Raw genomic sequence first — 16,072 nt, forward strand, 5'->3', positions numbered from 1 at the left:
CGACTTCACCGCATTCGATTACTTACGGGACGACTTACGGGACGGGGTAAATGGGAATCACAGAAGCCGCGTTGGTCCTGGAGGACGGCCGGATATTTCGTGGCGAGTCGTTCGGCCGCGTGGGGGCCTCCTTGGGCGAGGTGGTGTTCTCGACGGGCATGACCGGCTACCAGGAAACGTTGACGGACCCCTCGTACCACCGGCAGATCGTGGTGGCGACGGCACCACAGATCGGCAATACCGGGTGGAACGACGAGGATGACGAGTCGACGCGGATCTGGGCGGCCGGATACGCCGTCCGCGACCCGGCTCCGCGCCCGTCGAACTGGCGGTCCCGCCGGCCGCTGGACGAAGAACTCGCACGCCAGGGCGTCGTGGGCATCGCCGGGATCGACACCCGGACGGTGACGCGTCACCTGCGTCGGTCAGGTTCCCTGCGCGGCGGAGTGTTCTCCGGTGCCGCGCTGGCATCCGACGACGACATGATCGCTGCCGTGTCCGAGTCCGCCGGCATGACCGGCGCGTACCTGGCCGCGGATGTGACCACCGTCGAGCCTTACGTAATTCCGGCGGAAGGCCGGAAGCGATGCACGGTCGCGGCCCTCGACCTGGGAATGAAGGCGAGCATCCCGCGCATGATGGCGACCCGCGGCATGGAGGTGCATGTGCTGCCGTCGTCCTCGACGGTCGAGGACGTGCTGATGACCGGGGCGGACGGGGTGTTCCTCTCGAACGGTCCCGGCGATCCCGCCACCGCCGATACGCAGGTCGCCCTGGTCCGACAGGTGCTGGAGCGGAACATCCCACTGTTCGGGATCTGCCTCGGCCACCAGATCCTGGGACGTGCACTGGGGCGCGCGACCTACAAGCTCCCTTACGGGCATCGCGGGCTGAACATCCCCGTGATCGATGCGTCGTCCGGCGCGGTGTCGATCACCGCGCAGAACCACGGCTTCGCAGTCGAGGGCGAGCCGCGCGAAGAGTTCGTCACCGACTTCGGGCGTGCCCAGGTATCCCACCACTGCGCCAACGACGGAGCGGTGGAGGGGCTGCGCCTTTGGGACGGCCCGGCGTTCTCGGTCCAATTCCACCCGGAGGCAGCTGCCGGACCCCACGACGCAGCGCCTCTGTTCGATCAGTTCAGCCGTCTCATGGAGGAGGCACACTGATGCCCAAGCGATCGGATATCCAGCACGTTCTGGTGATCGGCTCGGGGCCGATCGTGATCGGTCAGGCATGTGAGTTCGACTACTCGGGAACACAGGCGTGCCGGGTGTTGCGTGCCGAGGGAATCCGCGTGTCGTTGGTCAATTCCAACCCGGCGACCATCATGACGGACCCGGAGTTCGCGGACGCCACCTACATCGAGCCGATCACTCCGGAATTCGTCGAGAAGGTCATCGCGGCGGAGCGACCGGATGCGCTGCTGGCGACCTTGGGCGGCCAGACCGCGCTGAACACGGCAGTGGCCCTGCATGAGCGTGGAGTGCTGGCCAAATACGGTGTGGAACTCATCGGCGCCGACATCGAAGCCATCCAGCGGGGCGAGGACCGGCAGCGTTTCAAGGACGTGGTCCGCGCTGTCGGCGGTGAGGTGCCGATCGGTGCGGTGTGCCGGTCCATGGCGGATGTGCGGGCGTTCGCCGACGAACACGGTCTGCCACTGGTGATTCGGCCCAGCTTCACCATGGGTGGGCTGGGGTCGGGCATGGCGCACACGGCTGAGGAACTGGAGCGGATGGCGACACTCGGGCTTTCCGAGTCCCCCGTTCACGAGGTACTCGTCGAGGAAAGTGTGCTGGGCTGGAAGGAGTTCGAGCTGGAGCTGATGCGCGACAAACACGACAATGTCGTGGTCGTCTGCTCCATCGAGAACATCGACCCCATGGGCGTCCACACGGGCGATTCCGTGACCGTAGCCCCCGCGATGACGCTCACCGACCGTGAGTACCAGCGCATGCGCGACGTCGGTATCGCGGTACTGCGCGAGGTCGGTGTCGACACCGGCGGTTGCAACATCCAATTCGCCGTCCATCCGGTCACCGGCCGGCTCGTGGTGATCGAGATGAATCCGCGGGTCTCTCGTTCCAGTGCCCTGGCGTCGAAGGCCACCGGATTCCCCATCGCCAAGATTGCCGCACGGCTGGCAATCGGCTACCACCTCGACGAAATCCGCAACGACATCACCGGGCAGACGCCTGCCAGCTTCGAGCCGGCACTGGACTATGTGGCGGTCAAGGTTCCCCGGTTCGCCTTCGAGAAGTTCCCCGACGCGGACACCGGGTTGACCACGACGATGAAGAGCGTCGGTGAGGCCATGGCACTGGGCCGCAGTTTCCCCGAGGCCCTGGGCAAGGCACTGCGCTCCCTGGAATCCTCCAGTTCCGGCTTCTGGACCCGACCCGACCCCGACGACACGTGCCTGGCCACCTCGCTGGAGGAACTGCGCACCGGTCATGACGGCCGGCTGTACACCGTGGAGCGGGCCCTGCGCCTCGGCGCCACCGCCGAGGAGGTGCACCGGGCCAGCGGTATCGATCTCTGGTTCGTGGACCAGATAGCGGCGCTGCTGGAACTCCGTTCCGAGCTCCTCTCCGCACCCGTGCTCGACAGCGCGCTGATGCGGCGTGCCAAACGCGCGGGCCTCTCGGACGAGCAGATCGCCGCCCTGCGGACGGAACTTGTGGGCGAGGACGCGGTACGCGCCCTACGGCACCGCATGGGTGTGCGGCCCGTTTTCAAGACCGTGGACACCTGCGCCGCCGAGTTCGCCGCGACGACGCCGTACCACTACTCCGCCTACGAACTCGATCCGAACGCCGAGTGCGAGGTGGCTGCCCAAGCCGACCGCCCCAAGGTGATCATCCTCGGTTCCGGCCCCAACCGCATCGGCCAGGGCATCGAATTCGACTACTCCTGCGTGCACGCGGCGACGGCGTTGCGCGAAGCCGGCTTCGAAACGGTGATGGTCAACTGCAACCCGGAGACCGTCTCCACCGACTACGACACCTCGGACCGGCTGTACTTCGAACCGCTCACCTTCGAGGACGTCCTGGAGGTGGTGCACACCGAGTCCCGGTCAGGTCACGTCGCCGGCGTGATCGTACAGCTCGGAGGCCAGACTCCACTGCGCATGGCGCAGCGTCTGAAGGATGCCGGGGTGCCGGTCGTCGGCACTTCGCCCGAAGCCATCCACACCGCCGAGGACCGCGGTGCCTTCGCGGAACTGCTGGCCTCCGCCGGCCTGCCGGCGCCTCGATACGGCATCGCGGCCTCCTCCGCCGAGGCCGAGCAGATCGCCGATGGCATCGGTTACCCCGTGCTGGTGCGACCGTCCTACGTCCTGGGTGGGCGCGGTATGGAGGTGGTCCACGACGATGCGGCACTGGCCTCGTACATAGACCGTGCAACGGAGATCAGTCCTCAACACCCCGTCCTCGTGGACCGCTTCGTGGACCGCGCCATCGAGATCGACGTGGATGCTCTCTACGACGGCCACGAGCTCTACCTCGGCGGCGTCATGGAGCACATCGAGGAGGCCGGAGTGCATTCCGGTGACTCCGCCTGTGTCCTGCCCCCCACCACGCTGGAACGGCACGACATCCAGGCAGTGCGCACCAGTACCGAGGCACTGGCCCGTGCCATCGGTGTACGCGGCCTGCTCAACGTCCAGTACGCGCTGCAGGACGGCACCCTCTACGTCCTGGAGGCCAATCCCCGAGCTTCGCGTACGGTGCCGTTCGTCTCCAAGGCCACGGCTGTTCCGTTGGCCAAGGCCGCCGCCCGCGTCATGTTGGGCGCCACCCTGCCCGATCTGCGCGCGGAAGGGCTGCTCCCGACCAGTGGTGACGGCGTGCGGCTTCCGGTGGATGCTCCCGTCGCGGTCAAGGAGGCCGTGCTGCCGTTCCAACGCTTCCGCACCCCGGACGGCCTGGGCGTCGACGCCCTGCTCGGGCCGGAGATGAAGTCCACGGGCGAGGTGATGGGAATCGACGCCGCCTTCGGCCCGGCCTACGCCAAGTCGCAGACTGCCGGGTACGGCGACCTCCCGGATCACGGCACGGTGTTCGTCTCGGTGACCGGCGGTGACAAGCGCGCGTTCATCTCTCCGGTGAAGCGACTGGCCAACCTCGGATTCCACATCTCCACCGATGTGGAATTCGCCGAGATGTTGGCCCACCACGGAATCGCCGCCACTCCTTCGTCGACCCCGCACGTGCTGATGAAGGAACTGAAGTGCTGCGAGCGGCCGGGCGGGACCTTGCTGGCCGTCGTCTGCGACCGGGACACCACGGTCGAGGAACGACAGGAGTTCGCCTGCCTGCTGCGGGCCGCCATGGACAAGAACGTCCCCTACACCACCACTCTGCGGGCCTTCGAGGCGGTGATCACCGCGATCGAGAGCGCGCGGCCCGATGGCCACCAGGTCCGTTCGCTCCAGCAGTGGCACGCCCCGTTCGCCGTGGGCCGCGCGGGCGGCGGCCGGCATCCGTACCGGTCAGCCATCGACGGCGCCCACTGAGATCCCCACCGCTTCTCTCTTTCCCCATCCGAGGTGCGACGTGTACACGCTCATTGGCGAGAAGGCATCCATACCGGAGGAAAACCTCAGCACGCGGTTCGCGAAGATCTGCGAACACCATCCGGACAAGGCCGCGCTGATCTGCGCCGGCGAGGAACTCTCCTACCGCGACCTGCACCACCAGGCCGTCCGTGTGGCCGGCCGACTCCTCACCCAGCTTCCCGTCGAGGCCGGAACCACCCGCGTGGGTGTGCTGGTCGGCCGCGGCTTCCCCATGGCGATCGCGATATGCGCCGCCATGCACCTCGACGCCGTCTGGGTCCCACTGGAACCCGGCTATCCGTCGGAACGACTCCGCACCATCTGCCGGGGCGCCGGTCTGGACGCGGTCATCACAGAGCAATCCCTTGCCGAACAGTGCGACGAGTTCCTGCCCCCGCATACGCCGCGCGTCATGGTCGACGTGGACGACTCGGTGCCGTCCGCTGCACCTTGCGAGCCGGTCAATCGGCGTGTGCTGCCCGGCACGACTGCCGCGTACATCATGTACACCTCCGGTTCGACGGGAACGCCCAAGGGAGTCGAGGTCAACCAACGAGGGCTGACCAACTACCTGGAGGCCGCCCGGTCCGCCCTCGATCTCCATGCCGGCGACGTCTATGTGCACACGGCCTCCATAGCGTTCTCCTCGTCGGTGCGCCATCTCCTCGTACCGCTGCTGCATGGGGCCACCGTCGCGATCAGTCGCGATGAGGAGCGACTCCGCCCCGGGGAATACCTCGAAATGGTCAAGGAAACCGGGGCGACCGTGCTCGACATCGTGCCGTCCTTCCTCAAGAACCTTTTGGACTTCCTGTCCCACGAACCGGCCGCCCGTACGCAGGAACTGACCGACAACAAACTCCGCCTGCTGGTCATCGGCAGCGAACCGGTGGGGTACGACCTGATCGACCGCTTCCGGACCTTGTTCTCACCGAGTGTCGATGTCACCGCCGTGCTCGGCGGGACCGAACTCAGCGGCGTCGTCTCCCACCATCGACTCGACCCGCGCGAACCGCGCACGACCAGCACTGTGCCCATCGGCGGCCCCATGCTGAACAGCACCTTCCACGTCGTTCCGGACAGAGCCGACAGCAATGTCGGCGAACTCTACGTAGCCGGCCCCGCCTTGGCGAACGGCTACCTCGACGACAAGCTCACCGCCGAGAAGTTCATTGCGGCGAACACCATCGGTGTGCCCGGTGACGCCACCCTCTACCGCACCGGAGACCTGGTCCGGATCAACGAGGACGGACGCACCCTGGTACACACCGGCCGAGTGGACCGGCAGATCAAGATCCGCGGTATGCGCGTGGAGACCCTCGACATCGAAGCCCATGCCCGGCACTGCCCCGGTGTCCGCGACGCCGCCGTCGTTCCCCGCGAACTTCGCGGCAGCCCGCGCCTTATCGCCTATGTGACGGGGGACGCGGGGCGCCCCGACCCGCTGACCGTGCGGGAATTCCTGCGGGACCACGTACCGCAGTACATGGTCCCGGACCACATCGTGCCCCTGGAGGCCCTCCCCCTCAACAGCAATGGGAAGTTGGACGTCAATCGGTTACCACTTCCCGACGAGGACGACGAACACTCCCCGAGCGGCTTTGAGCCACAGAACGCGCAGGAGGCCGGACTCGCCGATATCTGGACCTCGTTGCTCGGAAGGCGCACGGTAGGACTCGACGACAACTTCTTCCATACCGGTGGCGATTCCCTTCTGGCCAGCGCACTCATCTCCACCGTCGGACGGAAACTCAACACCCCGCCAGTTCCCCTGGAGTTCTTTTCCGACCCCACCTTCGCCAACCTGCTCGGTTTCGTCCGGGACGGTCGGTTGAGCGGCCGAGGCCGACGCGCGGCACAGGCCGACGCCACCGCACGCCTGGAGCTCGTCCCCCCACCCGCGCCGAGGCAGGATGCCCCTCAGGCCGGGGACATTCTGCTCACCGGCGGGAACGGCTTTCTGGGCATACATCTCCTGGACCGTCTCCTGCATACGACGACCGCCCGCATTCATCTGCTGGTGCGAGCGACCGACGCTACCGAAGCCGCACAAAAGGTCCATCGCGCTGCGGCCGAGTACGACATCGAACTGGGTCCATTCTCTGGTCGGTTGAGTTTCCTTCCCGGCGATCTGTCCACACCACGCCTCGGTCTGGACTCGGAAACCTGGCACTCGCTCGCGGCCGAGGCCACCGCGATCTACCACTGCGGCGCGCACGTCAACCATCTCCTCGACTACGAGAGCCTGCGCGCGGCCAACGTGCAGAGCACGGTCGACATCGTCAGGCTGGCAACCGAAGAACGCCGCAAGAAGGTGTTCTTCATCTCCACCCGCAAGGCCGGCAACCGGATCCAGGAAGGCGGATCGGCAGAGCTTCCGCCACGTCGTGAACCCAGCGCCTCCGACGGATACGTCCTGTCCAAGTGGGCCGCCGAGAACCTGCTCGTCCAGGCGGCGGAGGCAGGGGTGCCCGTGGACGTCTACCGTCCGGGGAACATCACCGGGCACAGCCTCACCGGAAAGTCGAACCACCTCAACAACCATTCGCTGATGCTCATCAGGGGATGCATCGAGTTGGGCGTGGCTCCCGACTGGGACAAGGAAGTGGAGATGGTCCCCGTCGACCGGGTGAGCGAGGCGATTGTCGGCCTCTCCCACACACGCGACTACGGTTCGGACCCCCGGTTCTTCAACCTGGCCAACCCGAAAAGCATGACGTGGCGACAGTACCTGGAAAAACTCCGGCGCCTGGGACACCCGGTCGAACTCATCCCGACCGATGAATGGATCGAGAACCACGTACGCCCGATCCGGCCCGACCATGTGCTCTACCCGCTGAAGACGTTCTACGGAGGAACGGGCGGACCGGACGGCTCGACACCCTCCGCAGCAGTCCGCACCGAGGCCACCCAGGCCGCGCTGGAGACGATCGGACTCCGGTATCCCGACGACGACTACGACAGCCTGATCGCGCGGTACACCGGATACCTGTTCAACGAGAGCAAGTGAAACACAGGGACCAATATGGGATTAGAGAAAAACGGCACGGAACAGACGGAACAGGCCGTGTCGAACGCCAAGTCGAGCGCCAAGCCGGGCACAAAGCTCGATCTCTGGAAGATTTCACCGTCGTTGCTGGCCATCTGCATCGACGCCATGGGATTCGGCCTCGTCTACCCGATCCTGTCGGCGATTTTCAGCGATCCGCACTCCGGCATCCTGTCCGCCGGCATCAGTGAACAGTGGCGGTTCTTCTTCATCGGCCTCGGATACGCCGTGTATCCGCTGTTCATGTTCTTCGGCTCGTCGCTGATGGGTGAGCTCTCGGACGTCTTCGGACGGAAGCGGGTCCTCTCGACCTGCGTGCTCGGCCTCTCGGCCAGCTACTTCATGATGGCCGCCGGAGCCGCCCTGCCCAGTCTGGTCCTGCTCATCGTGGGCCGCGGACTCGGCGGACTCATGGCAGGCTGCCAGGGCATCGCGCAGGCGGCCATCTCGGACCTGAGCACCCCCGAGAACAAAGCCATCAACATGAGTATCATGTCGATCGCCTACAGCGCGGGAATCGTGATCGGCCCGGTCATCGGCGGCGCGACATCAAGCTCTGCCACGGTGAGCTTCTTCAGCTACTGGACGCCCTTCGCCCTCGTCGGTCTCCTCTCCTTCGCCTGCTACCTGTGGATTCTGGTGAAGTTCAAGGAGACGACACGGGCGGCGCGCACACAGAAGATCAGTGTGCTGCTGCCGTTCAAAGTCATCATCGAGGCCGCGACGGACCAACGGGTGCGGCTGCTCTGCGTGATCTTCCTGCTCATGCAGATCGGCTACAGCCTCTACTTCCAGATGATCCTGCTGCAGCTGCAGCACGAATTCCACTACTCCACGCTGGGGCTGGGCCTGTTCAGTGGCCTCATCGGCACCTTCTTCGTCATCGGTCTCACGGTGGTCGTCCGCGCCCTGCTGCGCCGTCGCACCGCCGCCTACACCGCACAGGTGGGCCTCGTCGTGGCCGGCGTCGCGCAAGTAGCCTCCGGGCTCGTGCATGTACAAGCCGGGCAATGGGTGTTGGCGATGGTCATCGGCGCCTTCGACATGGTCGCCTACACGACGCTGCTCACGGTGTTCTCGGACGCCGTTCCCGAGGACAAGCAGGGTTGGGTGTTGGGCGTCAGCGGATCGGTGATGGCCATCGGCTGGGTCGCGACCGGTCTGCTCGCCAACCTGGACCCCGTACTCGGCGACTCCTGGCTGATCTTCCTGGGCGGCGTGTTCTGGCTGGTCAGCTGTGCACTGATGACCCGCTACGTGCGGAAACGCGACCGTGGAACCGCCCTCCCGACGCCGGCCGTCGCGGAGGAAATCTAGGAGCCCGGCCCTGTCGCTCTGCCCCGCCGATCACTTGACCGGCGGGGCAGAGTGCTGCGAAGCGGCTGGTGCGGGTGTGGGCCCGGGTGTGTCGGCCAGGGTTCGAACCAACCAACCGCGTCACTCAACGCGTTGACGGGCCGCCCCTCTATGGTGCGCCGCCGCTCCTCACCCCGCCGTTACACCAACCTTCATAGCCGCCACGGGCGTTGGCCGCTCGGCCCTGAGGAAGCCGATGAAGCGACGGAGCACCGGTGCGGTGGCCCCGCGCAGCCATGCCACGGAGACCTCGCCGACCGGACGCGGCGGCACAAACCGACGGATCACCAGCCCGTCCTGCCCAGCGGTCTCCGCAAGCCGACGGTCCAGCACCGCGATGCCGTGACCGGCGCGGACCGCCTCGATGACGTTCGCGTAGTCGGGCTCGACCAGGCCGACGGACGGGCCCTCCGTGCGCCACACCTGCGCCAATATGCGGTCATACAGCTCCGGCGCCTGGCTCCTGGGCCATGTCACCACCGGCTCCCCTCGCAGCTCTTCGGGGCTGACCACTTCGCCGGAGGAGGCCACCGTCGACCCCACGGGCACGACCGCAACCAACTCTTCGTGGCTGACGACATGGGTGGCCACGTCCGAGGAACACGGGGGCGTACGCAGAAACGCGACGTCCGCCGCACCGGCCTGCAAGGCTTCCAGATTGTGCGCCGCCCACCCGGCCTCGGTGCGCACGTCAACCCCCGGATACCGGCGGCGGAACTCCTCCACGAGACCGCGCTGCCCAAGATGAACCCCGGAACGGCTGTACAGAATCCGCAGCGTCCCGCGACACCCCTGCGCCGCTCTGCGCACCGCCCTGAGGGCACGCTCGGACTGCTCGACGAGTTCCTCGGCCTCCTCCAGCAGGGCCCGCCCGGCGTCGGTCAGTTGGACGCCCTGTCTATCGCGCTCGAAGAGTTCCAGTCCCAGCGAACGTTCCATGGACCGAATGCTCTGAGAAAGGGCGGACTGCGTAATGTGGAGGAATTCGGCAGTGCGCCCGAAATGTAACTCTTTGGCGAGACTCGTGAAATAGATTAACTGCCGCGAAATCAGCATGCCGCGATGGTAACAGTGCGGCATATATCACCTCCCTAGCTGTGGCGCGAGTCACGACCCAAGCCACGCTTCCGTTGCGCCTATTACCGGAATCATTCAACTTCATTAACAAACCGTTAGAACTCACAGAAAACAAGGTGCTACCTCGTGACCCAGCTCGTTGTCGTGATGCGAGCATCGCAGCCGACTCTCAGGACAGGGGTCCTCGGCACCCATCCGGCCGCCCATTGCCCTGCGCACCTACGCACCCGTGCGGATTGGCGACGGCGCGATCACCCCCGACGGCGCCCTGTGGGCCGCGCTGGAGATCGGCGTACTCGCGCGCGTCGCTCCAGGTCGATGCGAGCCAGGCGGCCGTCAGCGGTAGCAGTAGGAGTCGGAGGAGGCGTCGCCGCCGTGGAGATGGGTCTGGTGCACCCGCCTTCCCTGGAACTCCTCGCCGTGGGGGAAGAAGCGCTCGTCGACGACCAGTCCGCCGCGGGCGGTGTCCGCGTCCAGCTTGACCAGCCACGGCTGGATACCGTCCGGGTAGAACTGGTCGTCCCACGCCCCGTAAAGGGAATTGGTCAGGTACACCCGTCGTCCGTCGCGACTGAGCTCGACCATCTGAGGCCCACCGGACAGGGGTACGTTCGGCGTCGAGGGGTGCGGCGCACGGCCGGTGATGCCGCCCAGCCTCACGGACGCGGTCCGGCGGGGGTGGAAGGGGTCGCTGACGTCGTACTGGAGCAGCTCGCCCGTCCCCCAGGCCGAGACATACAACCAGCGGTCGTCGACCGACAGATTGATGTCGGTGATCAGCGGCGGTACGGCGCCGAACGGCTGGAGCGCCGGGGGAAGTTGGCTCTTCTCGGCAGGCTCGGCGGGAAGGGTGATGACCTTGTGTACGGAGAACTCCCCACCATCCCCGTCGGCGTCCCGGTGCCACAACCACACCGACGCAGACAGGTCCGCCGTGCTGATCACGACGCCGGCGAAGCCCCACGTGGCCTGCGGGTCGTGGGCCGGGCGCAGTTCCAGCACCATCTGGTGCTCGTCTCCCAGGTCGGCGCGCTGGAGGTGCCGGCCCGTGTCCAGGTCCCAGAAGTGCAGCGCGTGGCCGTACTTGCGGGCGAGCAGCATCTCCGGGTCCACACCGTCCTCGACCATCGAGGGCGTGCCCCACTCACTGGTCACGGCGACGTTGTGGCCCAGATGCCACCACACGTCGTACGCCAGGTGCTGCGGTCCCCGGTCTGTTTCCCAGGGGCGCAGTACCTCGAAGGTGTCGTGGTCGAGCAGGGCGACGCCGCCGGGTCCATCGGCGCCGTACGCGCCGCCCAGGCAGGAGAGGAAGACGCCGTCGGGGCCGCAGTGCAGGGTATGCGGGCGCGAGTAGCCCGCCTTGGCGGCCAGATCGTCGGCGCTGACGACCTTCGCCAGGCGGGGGCGAGCCGGGTCCGGGTGGGTGTCGAAGACGTGCAGTCGCGAGGAGCGCAGTCCGGGCGCCAGTAGGTAGCGACGTTCGGGGTGGTGGTGACCGGCGTGCGCGAGGGCGCTGGAGCAGGCGTTCCAACCGAAGTGGTGCAGCTCGTCACCGCGTCCGGGGACTTCGACCATGCTCAACACGCGGCCGAATGACGGGGATTCGGGGTCGGTGTCGAGGGTGAACAAGGCATCTGGGCGCTGCGCCGTGCGGTCGAAGCCGACGACGTAGGCGAACTTCTCGGGTGGTGCGGCAACGGCGTCCGCCGGAGTGCGGTAGAGGGTGGGATCACCTGCTTGGTCGTGCTCGATCGTGGTCATGCCGACTCTCCTCAGGGGAGCGGGGCGGAACGGCAGCGCACCGGCGAGCCTGGCACACGCCCGAACGAGCCTGGCACATGCCCGAACCTCTGCCAAGGAGCGCATTCAAGCCCACCGCGAGACGCAGACACTGGTCGAACTGGCGCACAACACCCATGCCGGCGCGGCCCCTTCCACCGCGCTCGGCCCGCACCGACTCGCCGCCGCAGTGGCCCGAAACCGCTGCCCGGAGCGCTTCGCGGCCTACCCGGCCGGTGGGGTGCGGGTCCTGGCGCGGCGGGGCGCGCCGGGGCGGGTCGTGGACGGGAGCGGGCCGGCTGCCTTGACCATGCGCAGAACAGGAGCGGTCTCCAGGCCGCGGATCGCTTCCACGGCTCCTGCCTTCTCGATGAGATAGCGGTGCAGCGCTGTCGGGTCGGGGCACAGGGCCTCGGCGACCAGGTTGCTGGGGCCCGTGACGGCGGCGACGTAGGCGAGTTCGTGGTGCCCTGCCAAGGTCCGGGCGACGCGGTCGAGGTGGGCGGGGGCGACGGCCATCCACATCACTGCCTGTGTGGTGACGCCCAGCAGGGAGTTGTCGAGCTCGACGTCGAAGAAGAGTGCGCCGCCGGCCCGCAGATCGGACAGCCGGCGCGCGATGGTGGCGGCCGACCAGCCGGTGGCCTCAGCGAGGTCGGTGAGGCTGGCACGACCGTCGCGCTGGAGGGCGGCGAGCAGGTCGCCGTCGGCCGGGGTGAGGGCCTGCTGCGCGGGACGGGCGGGCGCGGCGGCGGGCGCGAGGCGGCTGCGCTGCTCGGCATCGAGGCTCTGTGCGCGTCCGGGCCAGGCGGTGGGTCCGCCGAGGTAGGTGTGCAGGACGCAGTGTGCGGAGACGGCGGTGATGCCGGCTGTGCGCGGGATGTCGTGCAGGAGCAGCGCGTGACCGGCCTGGCCGTCGGCGGTAGGCGTGTGCACGAGCGCGACGATCTCGGTGCCGCCCGAGGCCAGCATGACCCAGGAGGTGTCGGCGCGGCGCGCGAGCGCGGCCGCGAGGTCCTGGGCGGCGTGCGGGACGGCGGTGAGCCGTAGCAGCCACTGCGTGCGCCCGGCCCGGTGGGGGTCGGCCAGGCCCACCACCCGCAGCGATGCCTCGGCACACAGCCGCCGGTAGCGGCGGGAGACGGTCTGCGTCGAGACACCTAGGACGTCGGCGATCGTGCTGAACGGCGCCCGGCCGTCGATGTGCAGGGCGTGGATGAGACCGCGATCGATGTCGTCCAGCATGTGAGAATCATGCACACGAGACGGGAATGTGGAAAGTCTCATCGCTTTGTCGGCAGGAGTGGAAGCAGGATCGGGCCTCGGCGCACCGTCGGGCCATGCGTGACGAATCCACCACACCCCATCCGCACCGCTGGGCCGCGCTGGCGGTGCTCCTGCTGGCCGAAGCGATGAACCTCCTCGACGCCACCGTCATGACCGTCGCCGCGCCGGTGATCCGTGCCGACCTCGGCGGCTCGGACGCGGCCATCCAGTGGTTCAGCGCCGCCTACACACTGCCCTTCGCCGTCTTCCTGATCACCGGCGGGCGCCTGGGCGACATCGCCGGCCGCCGGCGGATCTTCCGCGCCGGCATGGCCGCCTTCACCCTCGCCTCGCTGGCGTGTGCGCTGGCCCCGTCCACCGCGGCACTGATCGCGGTACGGGCCGTGCAAGGGGCCGCCGCGGCGCTCATCATTCCCCAGACCATCGGCATGATCCGTGCCCTGTTCGACGGCCGCGAGCTGGCCCGGGCCATGGGCTGTATCGGCCCCGTCATGGGTCTGGCCGCCGTCACCGGTCCCGCGCTCGGCGGCGTGCTCACCCACGCCGATCTCTTCGGCTCCACGTGGCGCGCGGTGTTCCTCGTCAACGTCCCCCTCGGCGCCGCGGTCCTGCTGGCCGGTCGGCTGCTGCGTGAGGACCGCGCCGCCAGGCGGCCGCGTCTGGACCTCACCGGTACGGTGCTGGCGGTGCTGGGCACCGGTCTGATCGTCTACCCCCTGATCCAGGGAGGCGCGGTGAGGTGGCCGGGTTGGTGCTGGTCGCTGCTGACCCTCGGCGGCGCGCTGCTGGCCGGCTTCGCTCTCCACCAGCGGTGGCGCGGGCGATGCGGCCGCAGCCCGCTGGTCGAGCCGAGCCTGTTCCGCGAGCGCGGCTTCCCCGCCGCCCTGATCGCCTCCGTGCTCTTCTTCGCCGTGGTCAACGGATTGATGCTGGTGATCGTGGTGCAACTGCAAGTAGGGCTGCACAGCGACGTGTTGACGGCGGGCTACACCCTGCTGCCCTGGTCGGTCGCCATGGCACTGTCGTCCTGGGCCGCCGGCGCCTGGCTCGTACCGCGATACGGTGCCGCCTGCATCATGGCCGTCGGTCTGCTGGCCCTGCTCCTCGGCACCGTGGCCGCGGCGGTGGTGTACGGCACCGGTCGGCCCGGCTCCTACCCGTGGTCGCTGCTCCCGGCGCTGGCGGTGGCCGGGCTCGGCCAGGGCCTGTACGCCGTGCCCTTCTTCACCACTGCCCTGCACCACGTCCGCCCGCACGAGACCGGCTCGGCAGCCGGTCTGCTCAACGCCGTTCAGCAACTCGGCGGCACCCTGGGCGTCGCCCTGCTCGGCAGTGTCTTCTTCCACGTCACCGCGTCCGGCGCTCTCGTGCAGGGGAGCGCCACCACGCTGACAGGCGCCCGAAACGCCTTTTGCGTCGCGGCTGTGCTGGTCCTCGCCACGGCTGCCGCCACCGTCTTCATGCGGCCGCGACAGCAACGGAGTCCCGGAACCGCCACCGGTCCTGCCCCAGGACACGAGCCGGCGGCGCAGCACAGCACTCACGTGTGAGCAGGCGGGCGGAGCATGGACGTTCAGGGAGAATCCTCCGTAGCGGACAAGGGCACGAGGTTCTTCGCGCACTCGTCGGCGAGTTCGTGGTCGTGGGTGATCAGGACCACGGCCGCGCCCGTGTCGGCGAGGTTCGTCAGCACCTCGGAGACGGACCGCATCGAGCGGAAGTCGAGGCCGGAGGAGGGCTCGTCGAACACGTACACCTCGCGGCCCTCGACGAGCGCCGACGCGACGGCCAACCGCTGCTGCTGGCCGCCGGAGAGCGACAGTGGATGCCGGTCGGCGAGATGGCCGATGTCCAGCCGTCGCAGGGCGTCGTCGACGGCGGATGACGACACGCCCGGGCGCCCCAGTGCCAGTTCTTCGCGGACCGACGGGCCGAACAGCTGCCGGTTGACGTCCTGCATGGCCAGGAAGACGCGGCGGGTCCGCTCCCGGCGCGTCAACGGCACGCCGTCGAGGGCCACGTGCGCCGACGACTTTTCGAGGCCGGAGAGGATGCGCGCGGTGTGTGTCTTGCCGACGCCGTTCCGTCCGATGAGAGCGGTCACCGTCGCGCGGGGGAAGCGCAGTTCGCCGAAGCGCGGGTGGTGGCAGACCAGACCCGGTTTACTGTCGGCCGCCTGGTGGCTCGGCGCGGCCTCCGGGGCGTGCAGGCTGCGCAGGCCCAGTTCGCGGCGCGTCTGCTCGGGTAGGCCCCAGAAGTCCTCGGGCCGGTAGGTTTCCGCGATCCGGCCGCCGTCCATCCGCACCACCCGGTCGACCAGGCCACGCAGGTAGTGCAGCCGGTGTTCGGCGATGACGAGGGTCGCGCCGGATGCGCGGAGCCGTGTCAGGGATGCTCGCAGCTCCTCCACCGCGCCGTCGTCCAGATTCGAGGTCGGCTCGTCGAGGAGGTGGATCCGCGGCTGGTCGCAGACCGCCGACGCCAGCGCCACGCGTTGTTTCTCTCCGCCGGAGAGCGCGAACATGCTGCGGCGGGCGAGGCGGGAGACGCCCATCCGGTCGGCGACCCGCGCCACGCGGGCGCGGATCCCCTCCGGGTCCGCACCCGCGTTCTCGCTGCCGAAAGCCATCTCGGACAGCGGGTCGGTGCAGAAGAACTGGGTCCTGGGGTTCTGGAACACGGTCGACACCGCGCGTCCCGTCTCGTGCAGCGGTCGGTTCCCCGGATCGCTTCCGAACACCGCGACGCCGCCGGACACTTCGGCCTCGTAGACGTGCGGAATGAGGCCGTTCAGCAGCCGGATCACGGTCGACTTGCCGCATCCGCTGGCGCCGGTGAGCAGAACGCACTCCCCCTCCGACACCTCGAACGAGACGTCACGCAGCGCCGGTTCGCGGCCCGCCGGGTATCGCACGGTGACCTTGTCGAGCGCGATCGCCTTCACCACAGTCATCACT

The 16,072-nt window shown here is 68.0% G+C and carries 9 protein-coding genes; 5 read left to right on the top strand and 4 right to left on the bottom strand.

Annotated elements, in window-relative coordinates:
* The first annotated feature begins 50 nt into the window (after positions 1-50).
* From carA to ACRAS8_RS06360, 4 genes are read left to right on the top strand one after another with little or no spacing between them, the layout of a single operon-like run.
* Positions 51-1,169 carry a glutamine-hydrolyzing carbamoyl-phosphate synthase small subunit gene (gene carA / locus ACRAS8_RS06345; protein ID WP_438484796.1) on the top strand — a complete coding sequence of 373 codons (1,119 nt, stop codon included), beginning with the start codon at positions 51-53 and terminating at the stop codon, positions 1,167-1,169.
* Positions 1,169-4,522, top strand: a complete 3,354-nt coding sequence (gene carB, locus ACRAS8_RS06350; protein ID WP_438484797.1) for a carbamoyl-phosphate synthase large subunit — start codon at positions 1,169-1,171, stop codon at positions 4,520-4,522. The genes carA and carB overlap by 1 nt, the downstream gene beginning before the upstream one ends.
* Positions 4,416-7,574 carry a thioester reductase domain-containing protein gene (locus tag ACRAS8_RS06355; RefSeq protein WP_438484798.1) on the top strand — a complete coding sequence of 1,053 codons (3,159 nt, stop codon included), beginning with the start codon at positions 4,416-4,418 and terminating at the stop codon, positions 7,572-7,574. The genes carB and ACRAS8_RS06355 overlap by 107 nt, the downstream gene beginning before the upstream one ends.
* 57 nt (positions 7,575-7,631) lie before the next feature.
* Entirely contained in the window at positions 7,632-8,930 is a 1,299-nt protein-coding gene (locus ACRAS8_RS06360) for an MFS transporter (protein ID WP_438484799.1), read from the top strand.
* A 168-nt stretch (positions 8,931-9,098) separates the two neighbouring features.
* On the opposite strand, the gene ACRAS8_RS06365 is transcribed toward ACRAS8_RS06360, so the two are convergent.
* The 3 genes from ACRAS8_RS06365 to ACRAS8_RS06375 all read right to left on the bottom strand — a co-directional run bounded on the left by ACRAS8_RS06365 (position 9,099) and on the right by ACRAS8_RS06375 (position 13,073).
* Positions 9,099-10,025, bottom strand: a complete 927-nt coding sequence (locus tag ACRAS8_RS06365; protein ID WP_438484800.1) for a LysR family transcriptional regulator — start codon at positions 10,023-10,025, stop codon at positions 9,099-9,101.
* A gap of 357 nt (positions 10,026-10,382) precedes the next feature.
* Positions 10,383-11,810: a selenium-binding protein SBP56-related protein gene (locus tag ACRAS8_RS06370; protein ID WP_438484801.1), complete on the bottom strand. Its 1,428-nt coding sequence runs from the start codon at positions 11,808-11,810 to the stop codon at positions 10,383-10,385.
* A gap of 243 nt (positions 11,811-12,053) precedes the next feature.
* Positions 12,054-13,073, bottom strand: coding sequence for an Lrp/AsnC family transcriptional regulator (locus ACRAS8_RS06375; protein ID WP_438484802.1), 1,020 nt, complete (start codon positions 13,071-13,073; stop codon positions 12,054-12,056).
* Between the two features lie 95 nt (positions 13,074-13,168).
* Here ACRAS8_RS06375 and ACRAS8_RS06380 point away from each other — a divergent pair, with 95 nt between their 5' ends.
* Complete coding sequence (locus tag ACRAS8_RS06380; protein ID WP_438484803.1) at positions 13,169-14,665, top strand: MFS transporter; 1,497 nt, start codon at positions 13,169-13,171, stop codon at positions 14,663-14,665.
* 23 nt (positions 14,666-14,688) lie between these two features.
* On the opposite strand, the gene ACRAS8_RS06385 is transcribed toward ACRAS8_RS06380, so the two are convergent.
* On the bottom strand, positions 14,689-16,068 hold the full coding sequence (locus ACRAS8_RS06385) for an ABC transporter ATP-binding protein (protein ID WP_438484804.1): 1,380 nt from the start codon (positions 16,066-16,068) through the stop codon (positions 14,689-14,691).
* Positions 16,069-16,072 lie beyond the last annotated feature (4 nt).

It is taken from the genome of Streptomyces sp. S186, assembly GCF_051603415.1.
GTDB lineage: Bacteria > Actinomycetota > Actinomycetes > Streptomycetales > Streptomycetaceae > Streptomyces.